At 64.1% G+C, this 22,055-nt stretch carries 22 protein-coding genes; 11 read left to right on the forward strand and 11 right to left on the reverse strand.

Annotated elements, in window-relative coordinates:
- Together ACLP4W_RS21175 and ACLP4W_RS21180 are read left to right on the forward strand one after the other, a co-directional pair.
- Positions 1-637, forward strand: a 637-nt coding sequence (locus ACLP4W_RS21175) for a short-chain fatty acyl-CoA regulator family protein (RefSeq protein WP_442389308.1), incomplete at its 5' end; no start/stop codon positions are given.
- A complete protein-coding gene (locus tag ACLP4W_RS21180) occupies positions 634-1,191 on the forward strand; it encodes a carboxymuconolactone decarboxylase family protein (RefSeq protein WP_442389310.1) in 558 nt (185 codons plus the stop codon). The genes ACLP4W_RS21175 and ACLP4W_RS21180, both read left to right, overlap by 4 nt.
- On the opposite strand, the gene ACLP4W_RS21185 is transcribed toward ACLP4W_RS21180, so the two are convergent.
- Genes ACLP4W_RS21185 through exaC form a run of 6 tightly spaced genes read right to left on the reverse strand, consistent with a single transcriptional unit; the run spans position 1,192 to position 5,827 of the window.
- A complete protein-coding gene (locus ACLP4W_RS21185) occupies positions 1,192-1,476 on the reverse strand; it encodes a hypothetical protein (protein WP_442389312.1) in 285 nt (94 codons plus the stop codon).
- Positions 1,477-1,484: 8 nt separating this feature from the next.
- Complete coding sequence (gene lpdA / locus ACLP4W_RS21190; RefSeq protein ID WP_442389314.1) at positions 1,485-2,882, reverse strand: dihydrolipoyl dehydrogenase; 1,398 nt, start codon at positions 2,880-2,882, stop codon at positions 1,485-1,487.
- 37 nt (positions 2,883-2,919) lie between these two features.
- A complete protein-coding gene (locus tag ACLP4W_RS21195) occupies positions 2,920-3,510 on the reverse strand; it encodes a hypothetical protein (RefSeq protein WP_442389316.1) in 591 nt (196 codons plus the stop codon).
- On the reverse strand, positions 3,503-3,781 hold the full coding sequence (locus ACLP4W_RS21200; RefSeq protein WP_442389317.1) for a putative holin: 279 nt from the start codon (positions 3,779-3,781) through the stop codon (positions 3,503-3,505). The genes ACLP4W_RS21195 and ACLP4W_RS21200 overlap by 8 nt, the downstream gene beginning before the upstream one ends.
- A 19-nt stretch (positions 3,782-3,800) precedes the next feature.
- Positions 3,801-4,304: a DUF779 domain-containing protein gene (locus ACLP4W_RS21205; RefSeq protein ID WP_442389319.1), complete on the reverse strand. Its 504-nt coding sequence runs from the start codon at positions 4,302-4,304 to the stop codon at positions 3,801-3,803.
- The gene (gene exaC / locus ACLP4W_RS21210) at positions 4,304-5,827 is read right to left on the reverse strand and encodes an acetaldehyde dehydrogenase ExaC (RefSeq protein ID WP_442389321.1); all 1,524 of its coding nucleotides are present in this window, start codon (positions 5,825-5,827) and stop codon (positions 4,304-4,306) included. Before exaC ends, ACLP4W_RS21205 begins: the two co-directional genes overlap by 1 nt.
- Positions 5,828-5,917: 90 nt before the next feature.
- Between exaC and ACLP4W_RS21215 the strand changes: the two genes are divergently transcribed.
- Positions 5,918-7,981 (forward strand): prolyl oligopeptidase family serine peptidase, encoded by a 2,064-nt coding sequence (locus tag ACLP4W_RS21215; protein ID WP_442389323.1) that lies wholly within the window; start codon positions 5,918-5,920, stop codon positions 7,979-7,981.
- Positions 7,982-8,243: 262 nt separating this feature from the next.
- On the opposite strand, the gene ACLP4W_RS21220 is transcribed toward ACLP4W_RS21215, so the two are convergent.
- Positions 8,244-8,411, reverse strand: coding sequence for a hypothetical protein (locus ACLP4W_RS21220; protein WP_442389364.1), 168 nt, complete (start codon positions 8,409-8,411; stop codon positions 8,244-8,246).
- On the opposite strand from ACLP4W_RS21220, the gene ACLP4W_RS21225 reads away from it, so the two are divergent.
- From ACLP4W_RS21225 to ACLP4W_RS21245, 5 genes are all read left to right on the forward strand, one after another.
- The gene (locus ACLP4W_RS21225; RefSeq protein ID WP_442389325.1) at positions 8,347-8,589 is read left to right on the forward strand and encodes a hypothetical protein; all 243 of its coding nucleotides are present in this window, start codon (positions 8,347-8,349) and stop codon (positions 8,587-8,589) included. The genes ACLP4W_RS21220 and ACLP4W_RS21225 overlap by 65 nt on opposite strands.
- Before the next feature lie 335 nt (positions 8,590-8,924).
- The gene (locus ACLP4W_RS21230) at positions 8,925-9,236 is read left to right on the forward strand and encodes a hypothetical protein (protein WP_442389327.1); all 312 of its coding nucleotides are present in this window, start codon (positions 8,925-8,927) and stop codon (positions 9,234-9,236) included.
- Positions 9,237-9,278: 42 nt separating this feature from the next.
- Positions 9,279-10,199 (forward strand): crotonase/enoyl-CoA hydratase family protein, encoded by a 921-nt coding sequence (locus tag ACLP4W_RS21235; protein WP_442389329.1) that lies wholly within the window; start codon positions 9,279-9,281, stop codon positions 10,197-10,199.
- Between the two features lie 65 nt (positions 10,200-10,264).
- A complete protein-coding gene (locus ACLP4W_RS21240; protein WP_442389331.1) occupies positions 10,265-10,711 on the forward strand; it encodes a DUF5078 domain-containing protein in 447 nt (148 codons plus the stop codon).
- A 298-nt stretch (positions 10,712-11,009) separates the two neighbouring features.
- Positions 11,010-11,390 carry a hypothetical protein gene (locus ACLP4W_RS21245; protein ID WP_442389333.1) on the forward strand — a complete coding sequence of 127 codons (381 nt, stop codon included), beginning with the start codon at positions 11,010-11,012 and terminating at the stop codon, positions 11,388-11,390.
- Positions 11,391-11,423: 33 nt separating this feature from the next.
- Here the strand turns inward: ACLP4W_RS21245 and ACLP4W_RS21250 are convergent, their stop codons facing one another.
- The 3 genes from ACLP4W_RS21250 to ACLP4W_RS21260 form a co-directional block, all read right to left on the reverse strand.
- On the reverse strand, positions 11,424-14,384 hold the full coding sequence (locus ACLP4W_RS21250; protein ID WP_442389335.1) for an MMPL/RND family transporter: 2,961 nt from the start codon (positions 14,382-14,384) through the stop codon (positions 11,424-11,426).
- On the reverse strand, positions 14,381-14,827 hold the full coding sequence (locus ACLP4W_RS21255; protein WP_442389358.1) for an MmpS family transport accessory protein: 447 nt from the start codon (positions 14,825-14,827) through the stop codon (positions 14,381-14,383). Before ACLP4W_RS21255 ends, ACLP4W_RS21250 begins: the two co-directional genes overlap by 4 nt.
- Before the next feature lie 224 nt (positions 14,828-15,051).
- On the reverse strand, positions 15,052-15,756 hold the full coding sequence (locus ACLP4W_RS21260) for a TetR family transcriptional regulator (protein ID WP_442389337.1): 705 nt from the start codon (positions 15,754-15,756) through the stop codon (positions 15,052-15,054).
- Positions 15,757-16,083: 327 nt separating this feature from the next.
- Here ACLP4W_RS21260 and ACLP4W_RS21265 point away from each other — a divergent pair, with 327 nt between their 5' ends.
- Genes ACLP4W_RS21265 through ACLP4W_RS21275 form a run of 3 tightly spaced genes read left to right on the forward strand, consistent with a single transcriptional unit; the run spans position 16,084 to position 21,156 of the window.
- Complete coding sequence (locus ACLP4W_RS21265; protein ID WP_442389360.1) at positions 16,084-16,506, forward strand: MmpS family protein; 423 nt, start codon at positions 16,084-16,086, stop codon at positions 16,504-16,506.
- Between the two features lie 11 nt (positions 16,507-16,517).
- The gene (locus ACLP4W_RS21270) at positions 16,518-19,403 is read left to right on the forward strand and encodes an MMPL/RND family transporter (RefSeq protein WP_442389362.1); all 2,886 of its coding nucleotides are present in this window, start codon (positions 16,518-16,520) and stop codon (positions 19,401-19,403) included.
- A 52-nt stretch (positions 19,404-19,455) separates the two neighbouring features.
- A complete protein-coding gene (locus ACLP4W_RS21275) occupies positions 19,456-21,156 on the forward strand; it encodes a cytochrome c biogenesis protein DipZ (RefSeq protein WP_442389339.1) in 1,701 nt (566 codons plus the stop codon).
- Here the strand turns inward: ACLP4W_RS21275 and ACLP4W_RS21280 are convergent.
- A complete protein-coding gene (locus ACLP4W_RS21280) occupies positions 21,143-22,048 on the reverse strand; it encodes a hypothetical protein (protein WP_442389341.1) in 906 nt (301 codons plus the stop codon). The genes ACLP4W_RS21275 and ACLP4W_RS21280 overlap by 14 nt on opposite strands.
- Positions 22,049-22,055 lie beyond the last annotated feature (7 nt).

Raw genomic sequence — 22,055 nt, forward strand, 5'->3', positions numbered from 1 at the left:
GGGGCTGGCCAATTACTTCGCCGCGGCCGCGGTGCTGCCCTACCGCCAGTTCCACGACGTCGCCGAGAATTTCCGCTACGACGTCGAGCGGTTGTCCTCCTTCTACTCGGTGAGCTACGAGACCATCGCCCACCGGCTGTCGACGTTGCAACGGCCGACGATGCGCGGCGTGCCGTTTTCGTTTGTCCGGGTGGACCGAGCCGGCAACATGTCAAAACGCCAGTCGGCCACCGGTTTTCATTTCTCCTCCAGCGGAGGCACCTGCCCGTTGTGGAACGTCTACGAAACGTTTGCCAACCCGGGCAAGATCCTGGTGCAGATCGCCCAGATGCCCGACGGGCGCAACTACATGTGGGTGGCCCGCACCGTGGAGCGCCGCGCCGCGCGGTATGGTCAGCCCGGTAAAACCTTCGCGATCGGGCTGGGCTGCGAGCTTCGCCACGCGCACCGGCTCGTCTACTCGGAAGGACTCGATTTGTCCGGGGACCCGAACATTGCAGCCACACCCATCGGCGCGGGCTGCCGTGTCTGCGAACGCGATAACTGCCCGCAGCGGGCGTTCCCGGCCCTGGGGCGCGCACTCGATCTCGACGAGCACCGCAGCACCGTGTCCCCGTACCTGGTGCAGCAAGCATGAGTGGCGCGGGTGACGGACAAGTCGGCCGCATCCCGTCGGGCCGGTTCCGCGAGCTGGGCCCGGTCAACTGGGTGATGGCCAAGTTGGCCGCGCGCCAGATGCGGGTGCCGGAGATGCATCTGTTCACCACTTTGGGACAGCGCCAGTTGCTGTTCTGGACCTGGTCCATGTACAGCGGACGACTGCTGCGGGGCCGACTGCCGGCGATCGACACCGAGTTGGTGATCCTGCGGGTGGCGCATTTGCGCGGTTGTGAATACGAGCTGCAGCACCATCGCCGGCTGGCGCGCAGTCAGGGGCTGGATGCCGACATGCAGGCCGCGATTTTCGCCTCGCCAGACGCCGCAGAAGGCCTGAGCTCCCGACAACGCGCGCTGCTGACGGCAACTGACGAGCTCGTCAGGGACCGCACGATCGCCGAACCCACCTGGCAGCGGCTGGCAGATTATCTGGATCGGCGTCAGCTGATCGAATTCTGTTTGCTCGCAACACAATACGATGGTCTGGCCGCGACGATGTCCGCACTCGCCATCCCGCTCGACAACCCACGCTAGCTACAGGTAGACGTCAGCCAGCACGGCCAACGTCAGCACCACGGGCAGTATCGGCACGGCGAACCCGAACGCCGACCAGAGATGTTTCCTGCGCCGCCGCTGCACCGAGCCCCACAGCACGGCACAGATTGCCAGCACAACCGACAGGAGCAACACCGTCGGGCCCCATCGGCCCACCGCCGCGTTGTCGTCGGCGATCGAAAAGGCCACCAACCACAGCACATAGCCCGTGGTGAGCCCGCCGATGGCCCCCACGACTGTGCCACTGGTGTCACTGGTCTTCATCGGCAAGCTCAGAAGTTGATCATGTGGCCGGTCAGGCCATGGAAGCACTCCTGCAGCGCCTCCGACATGGTCGGATGGGTGTGCACGTTGCGGGCCAGCTCGTTGGCGGTCAGATCCCACTTCTGGGCCAGCGTCAGCTCGGGCAGCAGCTCGGACACATCGTGGCCGATCAAGTGCCCGCCCAGCAGTTCCAAGTGCTTGGCATCGGCGACCATCTTGACGAAACCGCTGGGGTCGCCCACGCCATGCGCCTTGGCGTTCGCGCTGAACGGGAACTTGGCCACCACCACGTCGTAGCCCTCGTCACGGGCCTGCTGCTCGGTGAGCCCGAAGCTGGCGACGTTCGGCTGACAGAACGTCGCGCGTGGCAGCATGCGGTAGTCGCCGAGGGCCAAAGTCTCTGCGCCCGCAATGGTTTCGGCTGCAACGACACCCATGGCCTCCGCGACGTGGGCTAGCATCAGCAACCCGGTGACGTCGCCGATGGCGTAGATGTGCGGCACGTTGGTGCGCATGTAATCGGTAATGCCGATGGCCTTGCGGTCGGTCAGCGCGACCCCCGCCTTGTCCAATCCGTAGCCCTCGACGTTGGGCGCAAACCCGATGGCTTGCAACACCTTTTCGGCCTTGAGCTCCTCTGACTTACCGTCCTTGCTCACGGTCACCGTCACCACGGACCCGTCGTCGGCGATGGACTCGACCTTGGTCCCGGTGAGTACCTTGATGCCCAGCTTCTTGAACTGCTTCTCGATCTCCTTGGACACCTCGGCGTCCTCGTTGGGCAGCGCGCGCGGCAAGAACTCCACGATGGTCACGTCGACGCCGTAGTTCTTCAGCACGTAGCCGAACTCCATGCCGATCGCCCCGGCCCCGGCGATGATGATCGATTCCGGCAGCTCCCGGGACAGGATCTGTTCTTCGTAGGTGACCACGTTGGCCGACAGCGACGTTCCCGGAACCAGCCGGGTGCTGCTTCCGGTGGCGATGATGACGTTGTCGAACGTGACCGTTTCCGTGCCACCGTCATTGAGGTCGACCGACAACGTGTTGGCGTCGGTGAATCTGCCGTACCCGTGAATCTCGGTGATCTTGTTCTTCTTCATTAAAAAGTGCACGCCGGCGACGCGGCCCTCGGCCACTTTACGGCTGCGGTCGAAGGCGATGCCGTAATCGAAGGTCGCCTCGCCGCTGATGCCAAAAGTCTTGGCCTCTTTGGTGAATATATGAGCCAGCTCGGCGTTGCGCAGCAACGCCTTGGACGGAATGCAGCCGACGTTGAGGCAGACTCCGCCCCAGTACTTCGGTTCGATGACTGCGGTGTTCAGGCCCAGCTGTGCGGCACGAATAGCTGCGACATATCCGCCGGGACCGGCCCCGAGGACGACGACGTCATAGTGAGAAGTCACGAGCCCACACTAGTGGCCCCGCCTCGGGACGAAACCGTTAGTAGGGAATGACGCCGATCAGGCAGTGGCCCGTCCGCGCGCAGTAGTAATAGCCGTACAGGGGCGCCGCCGCGGCGACGGAGGCAAAGGGCGCCGACATCACCGCGAACGACAGCGCCGAGATCAGCGGCCTGCCGTGCACCATCGCCAGCATCACGCCGCCCACGGCGCACACCACGACATAGACCAGGACCACGAACACCACCGGCGTCTTGTCGCTCGAGTGGTACCACCAATAGAACAGCCCCAGCCCGACCTCGGCCACCGCCATCCACACGCCGAGGAGCACCAAGGCCAACTTCCACCATTTCAGGTAGAGGTAGCGACCGGGAACGGTGACCGACTGCACCGGGCCGCCGGCCGACTCGTCCCCCAAGTTCTCGGAATCCCGCTCCGACGCTCCCGACGGCGTCCCGGGCGCGGACTCGCCCGGCTTCTCCGGCCCGCCGACGAGGGGAAGCGGCTGTGAACCGGTGTCCTCGTCATCGGAGAAATCCGGGACGAACGACTGTGTGCCGGTGTCGTCGTCGAAGTCCGGCGTGAACGGCTCGGTCCCCGGATGCGACGCGCGATCGTCGTCGTCAGCCACCGGACGCCACCCGCAGAGCGACGAGCACACCGAACCAACCCGGCGCGAGCGACAGGATGAACGCGCCCAGCATCGTGACCCAGCGACGCCCGGAAAGCAGGATCGTTAGCACCCCGCTCGCAGTGGGGATCCCGACCACCAGCGCAATGGCGATGTCGGGGCGAATCCGCGCATGAACCCCCACGATGAACGCGACGCCCGCCAAAAACCCGACGGCGCAACCGATCAGCATGGCGCTGGCCAGCAGCCAGGGACGGGGAAGCGGAATCACGGTGACGACCTTACTGCGGCTACCCGGTAGCGGGACTGCGCGTTTCCGGCGGCCCCGCGTCGGCCAAGGCCACCACCTGGCCACGCACCGACGGGCGTTCGCCACGCTCGTAGGCGGCGCCGGTGATAACCGGTACGGCCGCCAGCTTGGCCTTCTCTTCGTCGGTGAAGACGCGGCCGCGACTGAGGAACCGCACGCCTTCCGGCGCTTCCAGGCTGAAACCGCCGCCGCGGCCCGGCACCACGTCGATGACCAATTGTGTGTGCTTCTCACCTCGATAGTGGGCCTGGTACTGCGGACCCGAAATCCACACCGGCACCCCGTCCGCGACATCGAGCACGCCGAGCAACACGTCGCGGTCACCGACGATGAAATCCCCGCGCGGGTAGCACATCGGCGACGATCCGTCGCAGCAGCCGCCGGACTGGTGGAACATCACCGGACCATGCCGCTCCTGCAGTCGCGTCAGCAGTTCGGCGGCGGGGGCGGTGATGACCGCACCCGGTGGTGTGCCGGCGCCCATCAGAAGAAACCCTGCGCCTTATCGGAGTAGGACACCATCAGGTTCTTGGTCTGCTGGTAGTGGTCGAGCATCATCCTGTGGTTCTCCCGGCCGATGCCGGACTGCTTGTAGCCGCCGAACGCCGCGTGTGCCGGATAGACGTGGTAGCAGTTGACCCACACCCGGCCGGCTTGGATGTCGCGGCCGGCCCGGTAGGCGGTGTTGCCGTCGCGGCTCCACACCCCGGCACCCAGCCCGTAGAGGGTGTCGTTGGCGATCGAGATCGCGTCGTCGTAATCGGAGAACGACGCCACCGCCACCACCGGTCCGAATATCTCCTCCTGGAAGATCCGCATCTTGTTGTTGCCGGCAAAGATCGTCGGCTGCATGTAGAAGCCGCCGGAGAGGTCGCCACCGAGCTCGGCGCGCTCGCCGCCGGTGATCACCTTGGCGCCCTCTCCCTTGCCGATCTCGATGTAGGACAACACCTTTTCCAGTTGGTCGTTGGATGCCTGGGAACCCAGCATCGTCTCGGTGTCCAGCGGATCGCCCTGCCGGACCGCCTTGGTTCGGATCGCGGCCAGTTCGAGGAACTCGTCGTAGATGTCAGCCTGGACCAGGCTGCGTGACGGGCAGGTGCACACCTCGCCCTGGTTGAGGGCGAACATGGTGAAGCCCTCCAGCGCCTTGTCCTGGAAATCGTCGCCCTTGGCCATCACGTCGGAGAAGAAGATGTTGGGGCTCTTGCCGCCGAGTTCCAGGGTGACCGGGATCAGGTTCTGGGATGCGTATTGCATGATCAGTCGCCCGGTGGTGGTTTCCCCGGTGAACGCGACCTTGGCGATCCGGTTGCTCGACGCCAGCGGCTTGCCCGCTTCCGCGCCGAATCCGTTGACGACGTTGACCACTCCCGCCGGCAACAGATCGCCGATCAGCGACATCAGGTAGAGCACCGAAACCGGTGTCTGCTCGGCGGGTTTGAGGACGACCGCGTTGCCGGCCGCCAGCGCCGGCGCGAGTTTCCAGGTAGCCATCAGGATCGGGAAGTTCCACGGAATGATCTGCCCCACCACCCCGAGCGGCTCATGGAAGTGGTAGGCGACGGTGTCCTCGTCGATCTGTGACAGCGAACCCTCCTGCGCGCGGATCGCCGCGGCAAAGTAGCGGAAATGATCGGCCGCCAGGGGGATGTCGGCGGCCAGCGCCTCGCGGATCGGTTTGCCGTTGTCCCAGACCTCGGCGACGGCCAGGGCGGCCGTGCTGTCCTCGATTCGGTCGGCGATCTTGTTCAGCATCGCCGCCCGCTCGGCGGGCGCGGTCTTGCCCCAGGCCGGCGCCGCCGCGTGGGCCGCGTCGAGCGCCTTTTCGATATCGGCCTCGTCGGACCGCGCCACCTCGCAGAACGTCTGGCCGGTCACCGGCGTCGGGTTCTCGAAATAGCGGCCGCCCACCGGCGCGACCCATTGCCCCCCGATGAAGTTCTCATACCGGGGCTCAAACGACATCAATGCCCCGGCAGAACCGGGACGTGCGAAAACCGTCATCTGCCCGCCTCCTCGTTCCGTCCTTGTGTAATACAACTCACACTACCGCCGGGGGTAACAATGACCCTCACAATGGCTTCAATGGCTCCCATGACGTCTCAAGCCGCCGCTGCCTCCGAAACCGACCCCTACCTGTGGCTCGAGGAAGTTACCGCTGAGCAGGCGCTGGATTGGGTGCGGGCCCGCAACGAACCGACACTGGCGGAGTTCTGCGACGCGGAGTTCGAGCAGATGCGCATCGAGGCGCTCGAGGTGCTCGACACCGACGCCCGAATTCCATACGTGGTCCGCCGCGGCGGGTACCTCTACAACTTCTGGCGCGACGCCGCCAACCCGCGCGGGCTGTGGCGGCGCACCACGCTGGACAGTTACCGCACCGACTCGCCTGAGTGGGACGTACTGATCGACGTCGATGAACTGGGCCGCGCCGACGACGAGAAGTGGGTGTGGGCGGGCGCCGGCGTCATCGAGCCCGACCACACACGTGCGCTGATCGGCCTCTCCCGTGGTGGCTCGGACGCGTCCATTGTGCGTGAATTCGACATGATCACAAGGAAATTCGTTGCTGACGGGTTCGAGCTGCCGGAGGCCAAGTCACAGATCACCTGGGCCGACCCGGACGCCGTCCTGCTAGGCACCGACTTCGGCGCTGACTCGCTCACCGAATCGGGCTACCCGCGGGTGATCAAGCGGTGGCGCCGGGGCACCCCACTGACCGACGCCGAGGTCCTCTTCGAGGGAACACGTTCGGATGTCCGCGTCTTCGCATCCGTCGACCGCACACCCGGTTTCGAGCGCACCGTGCTCGAGCGAGCCCTCGATTTCTGGCATGACGAGCGCTACGAACTGCGCGGCTCGGAGCTGATTCGCATCGACGCGCCCACCGACGCCAGCGTGTCGATACACCGCGAGTGGATTCTGATCGAGCTGCGCACCGACTGGTACGTCGGCACCGCGACATACACCGCGGGCTCGCTGCTGGCGGCCGGCTACGACGAATTCCTTGCCGGCACGGCCGAATTGCGGGTGGTCTTCGAGCCCGACGAGCACACCGCGCTCTATCACTACGCGTGGACGAAAGACCGCCCCTTGATCGTCACACTGGCCGACGTGGCCAGCCGCGTCGAGATCGCCACGCCGGGCACCTGGCGGCGAGAACCCGTCCCGGGCATTCCGGCCGCGACCAACACCGTCGTCGTTGCCGCCGACGACACCGGCGACGAGTTCTTCCTCGATTCGAGCGGATTCGTCACCCCTTCGCGGCTGATGCGGGGCACCGGCGACGGGCAACCGGACCAGATCAAGTCCGCGCCCACGTTCTTCGACGCTGAAAATATCTCTGTGGCAAAGTATTTCGTGGCTTCAAAGGATGGCACCTCGATCCCGTACTTCGTCGTGCGCCGCACTGACGCCGACGGTCCCGGACCCACTCTGCTGAGCGGGTACGGCGGATTCGAGACGTCGCGAACGCCCGGGTACGACGGCGTGCTGGGCCGGCTATGGCTGGCCCGCGGCGGCACCTACGTGGTGGCCAATATCCGCGGCGGCGGCGAGTACGGGCCCGGCTGGCACACCCAGGCGATGCGCGAAGGCCGACACAAGGTGGCCGAGGACTTCGTCGCGGTGGCAACCGATTTGGTGGACCGCGGGATTACGACGGTCGGGCAGCTGGGCGCGCGGGGCGGCAGCAACGGCGGGCTGTTGATGGGCATCATGCTCACCAAGTACCCCGAGAAGTTCGGCGCGCTGGTCTGCGACGTGCCGCTGCTGGACATGAGGCGTTACCACCTGTTGCTGGCCGGGGCCTCGTGGGTGGCCGAGTATGGCGATCCGGACAATCCGGACGACTGGCAATTCATCTCCGAATACTCGCCGTACCAGAATATTTCGGCGAGCCGCCGCTACCCGCCGGTCTTGATGACCACGTCGACCCGCGACGACCGGGTACATCCGGGCCATGCCCGCAAGATGACGGCGGCGTTGGAGGCCGCGGACCACAAGGTCTGGTACTACGAAAACATCGAGGGCGGTCACGCCGGCGCGGCCGACAACGAACAGGTCGCGTTCAAGTCGGCGCTGAGTTACTCGTTCCTGTGGCGGATGCTGACCGGCTGCGGCACTTCTTCGACCAGCGGCCGCACGACCCGCAGCTGATGACGCCCGCCGACATCGACGAATACGTCCGCGCGCCTGCCAGCAGCCGGGAGCGGTGATGGGTGCGTGCAACGATTACCGGGCCGGCGAGCAAGACCCCAATGGTTGGGCCCAGGACAAGAAGAGCGTCAACAGCGTGCGTGGATGAGGATGACGGTACCGATGCGCCCTCGACAGAGTGCATAACTGCAGATAGTCGATGATGTGCTGGGTGGAGGCGGACGACCGGCCAGCGGGCAGGGAACCGGGCGCGGGTCTCCCGTCACTTGTCCACGTCGCAGGGCACGTCGTCGCGGGTGTCGTACAGGATCAAGCCGTTAAGCTCGATGGTGATGTAGCGGATGTTGTCGAGGAAGGCGTCGATCATGGGAGCACTGAGGTTCATCGGCTTGGCGATATTGACGGCGGTCTTTCCAATCGCGGTCCTCATCGGAAGTAGCCCAGCGCATGCCGATACCGATATTGGTCAACCATGCTCGCCGGAAGGCGCGAAAGTATGGGGGAACCCCGGCCCGATATACTGCGAGCGCAAGGCGGATGGGCAACTGCAATGGGTGTCCATTCCTGCTTCAGCATTGTGTGTGGCGTTCTGCGTGGATCACCCCTAGGGGCGATCGGGCATTGCGGTTTTCAGCCGCCGACCGTGGCTCCACCGTTCCGTTTGGAACGGTAGTTGGCTGCGCCGCAGGGGTTTACGGCTTTCACATGCCCGTCGGCGGTCGAAGGCCCAAGCGACTCGGCCAAGCCGTCACACGCAACCCGCGGCTCTAGGGCTGGACGGAAGTCGAGAACACCCCAACACGTCGGGGCCGCGGTTGCCGCGTCGCCGCAACGGCCAAGCCTTGCCGGCCTATGCGCGGGCCCGCAGGGACGCCTGGAGACGAATCCCGCGCGCCGCGCTGTGGCAGCCCAGCGATCGTTGACCGGCCATAAGATCGTCGGCGTGTCAGTGACCGAACGCATCGAACTCACCCTGTTAGCGACCGGGTTGATTTTCATCTTGGCCGGCGCAGCGCAGGCACGCTGGCGCTTCATCGCCGACCGCCGTCCCGGCCGGCGGTTCTACTGGGCAACCTCGATCATTGGCATCGTTTGCTTTGCGATCGGGACAGGCAGAATCTGGCCCAACGGCGTCCTGGCGGCCTTGGTCTTTTCGGCCATCGTTGTCGGGTCGGCCTACCTGATAACGCCATACCTCAAGATCGGCGGGCGTATCTACGCGTCGTCGCCGGAGAACCGCCAGCCCGATCCGTAAGACCTGCTGGACACGGGACCGCCAACCGACTTCGCTTGGGCTATGGAAACTGGCGAGCCGAACTTCGAGACATTGCTGTACACGACGGCCGGCCCGGTTGCCACCATCACGTTGAACCGTCCGGAGCAGCTCAACACCATCGTGCCGCCCATGCCCGACGAGATCGAGGCGGCCGTTGGGCTGGCCGAGCGCGACACGGACGTCAAAGTCCTCGTGCTGCGCGGCGCCGGGCGCGCCTTCTCCGGCGGCTATGACTTCGGCGGCGGCTTCCAGCAATGGGACGAATACATGAAGACCGACGGGCAGTGGGATTCGGGCAAGGATTTCGCCGTGGTCACGGCCCGCGAAACCGGACCGCATCAGAAGTTCATGGCCATCTGGCGGGCAACCAAACCGGTGATCGCCCAGGTGCATGGCTGGTGCGTCGGCGCAGGCAGCGACTACGCGCTGTGCGCCGACATCGTGATCGCCAGCAACGACGCCGTCATCGGCACCCCGTACAGCCGGATGTGGGGCGCTTATCTCACGGGCATGTGGCTCTACCGGCTGAGCCTGGCCAAGGCCAAGTGGCACTCATTGACGGGCAGACCGCTGACCGGAGTCCAGGCAGCCGAAATCGAGCTGATCAACGAGGCGGTGCCGTTCGAGCGCCTCGAAGCTCGCGTCGCCGAGATCGCCGCCGAGCTGGCGCGAATCCCGTTGTCGCAGTTACGGGCGCAGAAGCTGGTCGTCAACCAGGCCTACGAGAACATGGGCCTGGCCTCTACTCAGTTGCTGGGCGGCATCCTCGACGGCCTGATGCGCAACACCCCCGAGGCGCTCGATTTCATCAAGACCGCCCAGAGCCGGGGCGTGCGCGCGGCGGTGGAACGCCGCGACGGTCCATTCGGCGACTACAGCCAGGCTCCCCCCGAGCTGCGCCCGGACCCCGCACACGTCATCGTGCCTGATCGCAATGGATAGTGAGACGGACTACTAATGTGTACCCGCTCGCCCATCCGACCCCGGAAAGTGATACGGTAACTACTATGTCTCGGCTGAGTACCGGCCTGCGTGCAGGCGCTGTTTTTCTCGCTCTCGGCATCGCCGCTGCGGTGTTTCCCAAGACCGCTGTGGCCGACTCCACGGAGGACTTTCCCATCCCCCGCAGGCAGATCGCGACCACCTGCGATGCCGAGCAGTACCTGGCGGCCGTCAGGGATACCAGCCCGGTGTACTACCAGCGGTACATGATCGACTTCAACAACCACCCCAACCTTCAGCAGGCAACGATAGACAAGGCCCACTGGTTTTACTCGCTGTCACCAGCGGACCGCAGGACTTATTCCGAAAACTTCTACAACGGCGATCCGCTAACGTTCGCCTGGGTCAATCACATGAAGATCTTCTTCAACAACAAGGGCGTCGTCGCCAAAGCCACCGACGTGTGCAACCAATACCCGCCCGGCGACATGTCGGTCTGGAACTGGTCGTAGGTCACGCCTGGGCGCCGAACGCGGCCGGTTCTCCCTGCGCCCGCAAATCGACCCTGGTCTTTATTCGCGCGCGAGTTTAAGATTTGCCATTAGCGGGTACCGCTTGTTTCCCAGATGGGGACAAATCAATACCTCTTGACTGAACTATGCGGCATATGGTGCCCGGCAGGCAGCCGCGGAGTGGTTGCCGATAACTACACATAGTCCGCTCGACCACCAGGACTCAGATCATGCACATCACCGCCATTGCTAACAGGAACCGGCTCACGCGGGGATGCCGCGGTGCAGTGAGGGCATGATGAGCACCGTGGACCCCCAGCCAGCCAGCCGCGAAACCCGTGGCGTGAGCCACGCACCAGGCGCCGATGTCCCCCACGCGCTGGTCGAACTCGACTGGCACGAGATCACTTGCCAATCCGAAGCCGGCTGCGCCAAGCGGGCGACACATATCGTCTACCGGCACGCCGTGGACGACTGCAACCGGCCAAACCTCGACCCGTTCGGGAACATCGTCGACATTCTGTGCATCAGCTGCGTGCGCGCCGTCAAGGCGCAAGTCCTGCAGCAGGTGGACCGCATGACCCGTTGCCCGGGCGCGTACTGCCTGACCTGCGGGGCGCCGGTGCACAAGCTGAGCGACGTCTTGCGCAAAACGGTGCAGTTGCGCAGCTACGCCTGAGCGCCGGGCCGGGCCTGGCCACCCGAATCGCCGTCAGTAGTGCGGCGTGCTCACCGGGATGCGATCGGTGCTCGCCGGCTCAGAGTCACGCGAATCGTCCTGCCGGGGCAGCATGAAGGCACGAACCGCCGAACGAGATCCGTACGGCCGAAGCATCTGGCTGGCAGGGCGAGTCCGTACTTGTGTCGGCCACCAGAACCAGCGGCCCATCAGCGCGGCGACGGACGGCATCATGAACGAACGCACGATCAACGTGTCGAACAAGAGCCCCAGACCGATGGTGGTGCCGACCTGTCCCATCACCCTCAAAGGGCTGAATACGAATGACGCCATGGTGGCGGCGAACACCAGACCCGCAGACGTCACGACGGCGCCGGTGCCGGCCATCGAGCGGACGATTCCGGTCCTCAATCCGGCATGGATTTCCTCTTTGAAGCGGGAAACCAGCAGCAGGTTGTAGTCGGATCCCACCGCCAACAACAGGATGACGGACATCGCGAGCACCATCCAGTGCAATTCGAAGCCCATGATGTCCTGCCACATCAGCACGGAAAGCCCGAACGAGGCACCCAGCGAAATCAGCACAGTGCCCACGATCGTGACCGCGGCGACGATACTTCGGGTGATGATCAGCATGATGATCAAAATCAGGCTGGCCGCCGATATTCCAGCGATCATCAGGTCGTACTTCGACCCGTCGCGCATGTCCTTATAGACCGCGGCGGTGCCGCCCAGCCAGATCTTGGCGCCCTCCAGCGGTGTCCCCTTGATGGCTTCCTTGGCCGCGTTCTTGATCGGATCGACGTGCGAAATCCCTTCGGGGGTAGCGGGATCGCCCTCGTGAGAGATGATGAAGCGGGCCGCGTGCCCGTCGGGCGACAGGAACATCTTCAGACCCCGCTTGAAATCGGGGTTGTCGAATACCTCCGGCGGTATGTAGAACGAGTCGTCGTTCTTGGCGGCGTCGAAAGCCTGACCCATGGCGGTCGAGTTCTGGCTCATCACATCCATCTGGTCATACAGCGACGACATCGAGCTGTGCATGGTCAGCATCATCTGCTTCATCGTCGTCATCGTCGCGATCATCGGCGGCATCTGCGCCAGCATCTGCGGCAGCAAGGCGTCCAGCTGGGATAAGTCGTTCGTGAGGTACCCGAACTTTTCGACGATCTGGTCCAAACCGTCGAGCGCGTCGAAGATCGACCGCAACGCCCAGCAGGCCGGAATGTCGAAGCAGTGCTTCTCCCACCAGAAGTAGCTGCGAATCGGCCGGAAGAAGTCATCGAAATCTGCGATGTGATCCCGCAATGTAGCTGTCACGTCCAACATTTCATGCGTGAGGCCGTCCATGTGGTGCGTGACGGCGGCCATCTTCGCCGTGATGTTGTACATGCGCTGCATCGTGTCGATGGACTGCTGCATCGCATCGGCCTGCTTGAGCATGTCCGCCATGCGTTGATGCATATACTGCTGGTTTTCGACCTGCGTGGTGTTCTGCATGCTGATCTGGAACGGTATGGACGTGTGCTCGATCGGCGTTCCCAACGGTCTGGTGATCGCCTGGACACGCGCGATACCCGGGATATGGAAGACGCCCCTCGCGATCCGGTCCAGAACCAGCATGCCCGCCGGGTTGCGCATGTCGTGATCGGTCTCGATCAGCAGCAATTCCGGATTCATCCGGGCGTTGGGGAAGTGCCGCTCCGCGGCGTCATATCCGACGTTTGCCAAGGTATACGGGGGCAGATATTTGCGGTTGTCGTAATTCGTCTTGTACCCGGGCAGGGCCAGCAACCCGATGAGCGCAATGGCGATCGACACCGCCAGAATTGGGCCGGGCCAACGCACGATGGCGGTACCCACCCGCCGCCATCCCCGGGTTCTCATCTTCCGTTTGGGGTCGAACAGGCCGAAGCGACTGCCCACCGTCAACACGGCCGGGCCGAGGGTGAGCGCCGCGAAGACGGCGACGAGCATTCCCACCGCGCAGGGCACGCCGAGCGACTGGAAATAGGGCAGCCGGGTGAGGCTGAGGCAATACATCGCGCCGGCGATGGTCAGGCCGGAGCCCAGCACCACGTGCGCGGTCCCGTGAAACATGGTGTAGAAGGCCTGTTCTCGGTCCTCACCGAGCGACCGTGCCTCCTGATATCGGCCGAGAACGAAGATCGCGTAGTCCGTGCCGGCCGCGATGGCCATCAGCACCAGCAGATTAACCGCGAACGTCGAAAGGCCAATGATGTTGTTATAGGCCAGGAATGAGACGACCTGCCGGGCGGCGAAGAGTTCGAGTACCACCATTATCAGGGTGATGAACACCGTGACGATCGAGCGGTAGACCCACAGCAACATCACGATGATCACGGCGAAGGTGATCATCGTGACCAAGATGACGCCCTTCTCACCGGACGCCGACTGATCGGCGGTCAGCGCCGCCGCGCCGGTGACGTAGGCCTTGACCCCCGGCGGCGGCGGCGTTTCGTTCACCAGCTTGCGGACCGCCCGGACGGACTCGTTGGCCTTGGTCTCGCCCTGGTTACCGACGAGATAGACCTGCACATAGGCCGCCTTGCCGTCGGAGCTCTGTGAACCCGCCGCCGTCAGCGGATCCCCCCAGAAGTCCTGGACGTGCTCGACGTGCTTCGTGTCCGCCTCGAGCTTCTTGATCAGCTGGTCGTAGAAATGGTGGGCGTCATCGCCGAGCGGCTTGTCGCCCTCCAGGACGATCATGATCGCGCTGTCGGTGTCAAATTCGTTGAACACCTGGCCAACGCGCTTCATCGCCTGCATCGACGCCGCCTCTTTCGGGCTCATCGACACCGTGTGTTCCTTGCCGACTTTGTCCAGGGTGGGGACGAACGTACTGAGGGCAACAACAAGTCCGACCCAGGCCAGGACTATCAGCAGCGCGAACTTGTGGACCGTCCGCGCAAAAATCGGCATGTGTGGAAGCCCCGCGGCTTCGTTATCGGGCTTATTATCGGGCTTCGTCATGCGGACTTCACTATGCAGAAGGTTTGAGCGTTCATTCCGGTCGCCGACCTTTCATCTTTGACGACGTCGTTCACGATGATCCGGCAGCCGATCTGGTCGGTGTCGGCCTGCGCGACAACGTTGACGCTCACCGAGGGGAGTGTCGTGATGACCGAGAGCGTCCACGGCAGGGGCACATGGCTTGCTTTCTGCGGCTGGGCGTTGACGTCCAAATAATTGATGTTGGCCACCGTCCCCGGAGGGCCATAAACCTCGTAGACCACGTGCTTGGGATTGAACGGCTTGATGTCATCGGCAATGCCGCTGGTGATCGGGCGATTGTCGTGATTGCCGAAGGCGGCCCGGAGCCGCGAGACGCAGAACGCCGCGACCGCAACAACCAGCACGATGACCAGTGCAATCCACACCTTCTTCACCGTGTTGGCGACCGGAATCTTCGGCATCCAACCACCTTCTGCTAACCGGGCGCCCGACTGCCCATTCGACCGCCCGCGCCGCGATTTGGCCTCTGGCGAAATCTCCGACCGCCCTTGCCATCCCGCTGGATCGTTTGGCGCGCTAAGTACTTTAGACGGCCCGGCGCCAAAGTGCTCGTTGTGCCCCAGTTCCACGCGGTCATCCAGTCCGGCATCGTTCTCAGCAGCTCCAGTTCGCCGAGTCATGGCACTCACGTTTCCTTTTCTGCTAATCGGGATTCGGAGACGAGGCCGATGCAGGTGGCGGTCAGCACTCGGGTAAGGGCGGATGCGAACTCGATGTTCCACTCGGGCGGCAGGACCTCCGGCTCCTCGGCATAGGTGTCGGTCAGCCGTTCCGGGGGGTTGGCGATCTGCCAGAAAGCGGCGGCCAACGAGTAGGCGGCGATCAAGACGTCAAAGGCGCCGGACCGGCCGAGCGCGGGCAACGCACGCTCGATGGCGTCCGCGAGCGCGACCGCGGCTACGGTGATCGTCCGCCGGATCTCGACAACCCTGTCGATGTGCACCTCATGCTCGAGGTGCAGGTGCAGGTTGGCGAGCAGGTCACAAAACAGCGGGTCCGCCGCCAGCCCGTTGGCCAACGTCTCGGCCACCCGTGCCGGCGACGTGGGCCCCGGCTCGCCCAGCTCCTCGCACACCCTGTCCGACCAGCGCGCCCACCCTTCGGCGGCGAGGTGCAGCAGGACCTCCTTATGGGAGGTGAAGTAGCGGCGCACCGCGGAGTAGTGAATTCCGGCGCGACCGGCGACGGCGGTCAACGTGACCGACGCGACGCCGGTCTCGAGCGCCAGGGAGCGCGCAGCCTCCACGAGGGCCGCCGCACGTCGGCGCTTGTTCTCCTCCGTGCGGGCGCGCTGAAACGTAAGCTGCGCCACCGGCAGAGGATAACGCACATCGTGTGATTTGTATAACGCACGCCGTGTGATTTGCGGGCGACCGGCAGGCCCAGGAGTTCCCGTTACGCACGTGATATGCGTTACACTTCAGGGCGCGAGGGGAAGGAGTCGAGGTTCCGGGCACGGGCGAGAACGGGCCATGATTTACTTAGGTTAGGCTTGGCTGCGCCAATCGCTGCGGGCCCGGGTGGGCGGAGCTGAGGTTCCTAGCGGGATTGGCGTGCGGGCGGCCGGGCCGGCACGGCGATCTCTGACTGACCATGTATTGAGTACGACGGACCGTCCGCCGACGGAATGCCAGCCGAAGGGATTCCAATTTTCAAGCTGCTGTCGCGAACTTGGATTCCACTGGTCATCTTGGCGGTGGTGGTAGTCGGTGCGTTCATGGTGTACCGGGTCCACGGTTACTTCGGCTCCGAAAAGCACGAGTCGTATGCCGACAGCAACCTGCAAAACCCCAAGCCGTTCAACCCCAAACGGATTACGTACGAAGTCTTCGGGCCGCCCGGAACAGTTGCGGACATCAGCTATTTCGACGTCAACGCGGACCCGCAACGCGTCGACGGCGCACTGTTGCCGTGGTCGCTACACATCACCACCGACAAGGCGGCCGTGATGGGAAACCTTGTAGCACGAGGCAATAGCGATAGCATTGGCTGCCGCATCCTGGTGGACGACGTGGTCAAAGCCGAGAAAATTTCCAACGAGGTCCACGCCTACACGTTCTGTCTGGTGAAGGCCGCGTGAGTACCAAACTCATCGGTGGTTCCACCGGATTCACCGACCACACCCATACCGAACGGCCCTTCATCGCAAGGACGCTGCACACCTTCGCGGTGCCGATCATCCTGTTCTGGGTGGCAATTGCCGTCATCCTGAGCCTGTTCGTCCCATCGCTGGAAGTTGTCGGGCAGGAGCGGTCGGTATCGCTGAGTCCCACGGACGCGCCATCGATGGTGGCGCTGAAACGCATCGGCCACGCCTTCAATGAAGGAGAGACCGACAGCTCGGCGATGATCGTGCTGGAGGGTGACCAGCCCCTCGGTGACGACGCCCACAGGTTCTACGACGTCCTGATCCGCAAGCTGCGCGAAGACAAAACGCACGTGCTGAGCGTCCAGGACTTCTGGGGTGATCCACTCATGGCAGCGGGCGCCCAAAGTATCGACGGGAAGGCCACAACTGTCCAGGTGAATCTCGCCGGTAATCAGGGCGAGCCGCTGGCCAACGACTCCGTTGAAGCCGTCCGCAAAATCGTGGCCAGCACCCCGCCGCCGCCCGGGGTCAAGGCCTACGTCACCGGGGTGTCGGCACTCGCTGCAGATCTGCACCACAGTGGCGACAGATCCATGCTCAAGATCACTGGGACCAGCGTCGCGGTGATCTTGATGATGTTGCTACTCGTCTACCGTTCAATCCTCACCGTGATTCTGCTGCTGGTCACGGTCGGTTTCGAGTTGACCGCTGCGCGGGGAATGGTCGCGGTGTTGGGGCATTACGGACACGTCGGACTCTCCACCTTTGCGGTTAGCCTGCTCACTTCACTGGCGATCGCCGCCGGTACGGACTACGGGATCTTCATCATTGGCCGCTACCAAGAAGCCCGCCAGGCCGGCGAGGACAGGGAAACTGCCTTCTACACCATGTACCGCGGGACGGCTCACGTCATCCTGGGCTCCGGATTGACGATCGCCGGGGCGACGTTTTGCCTCAGCTTCGCCCGAATGCCCTACTTCAAAACCCTGGGCATTCCCTGCGCGGCAGGGATGCTGGTCGCGGTACTGGTCGCCCTCACACTGGGTCCGGCGGTCCTTACCATCGGCAGCCGTTTCGGTCTGTTCGACCCCAGGCGGCTGCTCAAGGTTCGTGGCTGGCGCCGGGTCGGTACCGCCGTGGTTCGTTGGCCGCTGCCCATTCTCGCGGTAACGTCCGCCGTCGCTCTTATCGGCCTGCTCACCTTGCCCGGATACAAGGCCAGCTACAACGACCGGGAGTATCTGCCCCCCTTCATCCCCGCCAATGAGGGCTTTACGGCGGCGGACCGCCACTTTTCCCAGGCCAGGATGAAGCCAGAGATTTTGATGGTCGAGTCGAATCATGATATGCGCAATCCGACCGACTTTCTGGTCTTGGACAGGCTGGCCAAAGGCATCTTCCGCGTTCCGGGAATCTCCCGCGTCCAGGCGATAACGAGGCCCGACGGAACGACGATGGACCACACGTCGATACCGTTTCAGTTGAGCATGCAAAACGCCGGTCAGTTGCAGAGTATGAAATACCAGCGTGACCAGATGAACAACATGCTCAAGCAGGCCGACGAGATGACCAAGACGATCGTCACCATGCAACGCATGTACGACCTGATGACGCAGCTCGTCGCCACCACTCATCGCATGGTCGGCGACACCGAAGAGATGCAACAAATCACCAACGAGCTGCGCGATCGCATCTCGGACTTCGATGATTTCTGGCGGCCCATCCGCAGTTATTTCTACTGGGAGAAGCACTGTTTCGACATTCCGATCTGCTGGTCGACCCGACAGATATTCGACGCAATCGACGGCGTGGATCAGATCACCGAGAAACTGAACTCGCTCGTGGGTGACATCAAAGACCTGGATCGGCTGATGCCGCAGATGATCGCGCAGTTCCCGCCGATGATCGAGACCATGGTGAACATGCGGACCATGATGCTGGACATGCACAGCACCATGTCCGGCATATTCGACCAGATGGACGCGATGAGCGACAACGCGACGGCGATGGGTCACGCTTTCGACGCCTCCAAGAACGACGACTCGTTCTACCTGCCGCCCGAGGTCTTCAAAAACGCGGACTTCAAGCGCGCCATGAAGAACTTCCTGTCGCCCGACGGTCACGCGGCTCGCTTCATCGTTTTGCACCGGGGAGATCCCGCATCGGCCGAGGGCATCGCGAGTATCAATGCGATACGCACCGCGGCCGAGGAGTCGCTCAAGGGAACCCCGTTGGAGGACGCAAAGATCTACCTGGCCGGAACGGGGGCTGTGTTCAAGGACATCGCCGACGGCGCCAAATGGGATCTGATGATCGCGGGAATTTCCTCGCTCTGCCTGATTTTCATCATCATGCTGATCCTCACCCGGGCCCTGGTAGCCGCCGGGGTCATCGTGGGCACGGTGGCGATTTCACTGGGTGCTTCCTTTGGGCTATCGGTGCTGTTCTGGCAACACATTCTCGGTATTCAATTGCACTGGATGGTGCTCGCGATGTCCGTCATCGTCCTGTTGGCAGTGGGATCTGACTACAACCTGCTGTTGGTTTCCCGGTTCAAGCAGGAAATTCATGCCGGCCTGAATACGGGCATCATCCGTTCGATGGGCGGTACCGGCAAGGTCGTGACGAACGCGGGCCTGGTGTTCGCGTTCACCATGGCATCCATGGTGGTCAGCGACGTGCGGGTGATCGGACAGGTGGGCACCACCATCGGTCTGGGTCTGATGTTCGACACGTTGATCGTGCGGGCGTTCATGACGCCGTCCATCGCCGCGCTGCTGGGCCGCTGGTTCTGGTGGCCGATACGAGTGCGTTCCCGGCCGGCCAGAACCCCGGCCGCGCAGGTCGTACCCAAGCCGTCGGATCATTCCTACGCATACAGCGACTAGATCGCCTGAGTCGCAAGCCCGTCCATAACCGCGGTCATTCCGGATAGCAGCCATGGGAACAGTCGCCCTGATCGGATTTCTCGGTGGCCTGATCACCGGCATCTCGCCGTGCATCTTGCCGGTGCTTCCGGTGGTGTTCTTCTCCGGTGCCGGCAGCACCCGCGCGGCTCGGCCGTATGTGGTGATCGCCGGCCTGGTCTGCAGCTTCAGCGTGGTCACCCTGGCCGGTTCGACCCTGCTCTCGTCGCTGCATCTGCAGCAGGACGCGATCCGGTGGGCGGCCCTGGTGACGCTGACGCTCATCGGCCTCGGCCTGATCTTCCCGCCACTGCAGCATCTGATCGAGCGACCGTTTGCCCGCATCCCGCTGGGTTCAGCGGGAAGCCAAATCGGGAGCGCCAGAAGCGGTTTCGGGCTTGGGCTGACCTTGGGCGCGCTGTATGTGCCGTGCGCGGGACCGGTGCTGGCCGCCATCGTGGTCGCCGGCGGCACCGCGTCCATCGGCCCGGCGACGCTGATCCTGACCGCGACGTTCGCGATCGGCACGGCTTTGCCGCTGTTGGTCTTCGCGCTGGCCGGCCGGCGCATTGCCGAGCGGGTCGCGGCATTCCGCCGCCGGCAACGCGTGATCCAGATCGCCGGCGGCATCACGATGATCGTGCTGGCCGTGGCGCTGGTCTTCAACCTGCCCGCGATGCTGCAGCGCGCCGTCCCCGACTACACAATGGCCTTTCAAAAGGCCATGCAGAAAGGCATCGGGGCCAACGATATCCGGAACAAGTTGAAGCCGGGCAGCGCCGTTAACGGCCAACTGGCCGACTGCACCGACGGCGCGGACCGGCTACAACAGTGTGGGCCTGCGCCGGCGCTCACCGGGATCACCCAGTGGCTCAACACCCCGGGCGGCGCCCCGATCGACCTGGCGTCCCTGCGTGGCAAGGTGGTCTTGGTCGACTTCTGGGCGTACTCCTGCGTCAACTGCCAACGGGCCATCGGCCACGTGGTCGATTGGTACGACCGGTACCACGACGACGGATTCGTCGTGATCGGTGTGCACACCCCGGAGTATGCGTTCGAACGAGTCGCGGGCAACGTGGCCAGTGGCGCCGCCGCGTTGCACATCACCTACCCCATCGCGCTGGACAACGACTACGCGACCTGGAACAACTACCAGAACCTTTACTGGCCCGCCGAGTACCTGATCGATGCGAACGGAACCGTGCGGCACACCAAGTTCGGCGAGGGCGACTACGACATCACCGAGGGGCTGATCCGCCAACTGCTCGTCGACGCCGATCCCGATGTGCGGCTACCCGGCGCCACGCACTCCGTCGATACCACGCCGCGAAGCAGGCTCACACCGGAGACCTACCTGGGTGTCGACAAGGCCGGATACTACGGCGGCGACGGCGAATACAAGCCGGGCACCGCGACGTTTCGCTATCCCGCGATGCTGGCCGACGACAGGTTCGCCCTGCGCGGTCGTTGGACCCTGGACGGTCAGGGTGCCACCGCCGACAGCGACGATGCCGCCATTCGGTTGAACTACACCGCGAAAGATGTCTACGCCGTCGTCGGCGGCACCGGCACCATCACGGTGACCCGCGGCGGCAAGGCGACCACGACACCGATCGGGGGGCCACCCACCCTGCATCAGATCGTGGGCAACAACTCCGGGGACACCGCCGGCCGCGATCAGCTCGACATGCAGGTCGGCAAAGGCCTGCAAGTGTTTTCGTTCACTTTCGGCTGACGGCCGACTTCTCACGGCTTTTGAAAAGGCCGCCCAGGATCGCGACGAGCACGCCGAATGCCACCACCCCGGCGCCGGCGATCAGCGTCAGGTTGAGCCATTCGCGCAGGCCGGCCTCGGCGTGGCTCACCATCACCTCAGCAATCCGCCGGATATCGCCGGTGGTGCCATTGAGCGCCTCGTCGATGTACCGGCTGCCGACCTCGATACCTGCCCATCCGGCCGCGCCGACGAGCAAGGCTGAGATGCCGAGGCTGGTCAGCGCCTTGCCGCGGCGGCGCGCGGCGACCAGCGTCAGCAGCGCGCAGACAGCGCTCAGGGCTATCGCGCCGATACTCGCCCAGGGGCCCCAGGTGGCGACCCGGCTCAGCTGTCCCTGCCGCAACGGCTGGGACCCCGTGGACCCTGAAGGCACCAACACCGTCAGGGGCACCGTCAGATTCGCGGGCACGTTCACGTTGTAGCTGCTCAAAATCTGTTGGAACGAGCCATCTTTGAGCATCGGGGCCACGTCGACCACCCATTGGTCGCCGTTCTGGCCGGAACGCGGTTCGCTGAACAACCAGCCATGTGCCGCCCGGTTCGCCTCGGCGAACAGCGGCGGAAACTCTCGCCCGGCAGTGAAAGCGGCGGCGACATCGTGCACCTGCGAGCTGTCGTCCGGGTAGCGTCCGCCGCCGTGCGCATTGATGAGCGCCATCGCCCGGGTGGTCAGCTCGGCCGCCACGGCGGACTGCAAAGCCGGATCGCCCGCCGCTTTCCGGGCCAGTGCGGCGTAGCCGTCCTCGTCGACGATGTTGGCCTGCGCCCACGTGGCGGTGATTGCCACCGCCAGCGCAACCGTGGTGGCCAGCCACAACACCAGCCTGAATATCGCGGCCGCGAATCGCACGCCTGAA

Origin of the sequence: Mycobacterium sp., assembly GCF_052145595.1 — a bacterium.
Taxonomy (GTDB): domain Bacteria; phylum Actinomycetota; class Actinomycetes; order Mycobacteriales; family Mycobacteriaceae; genus Mycobacterium.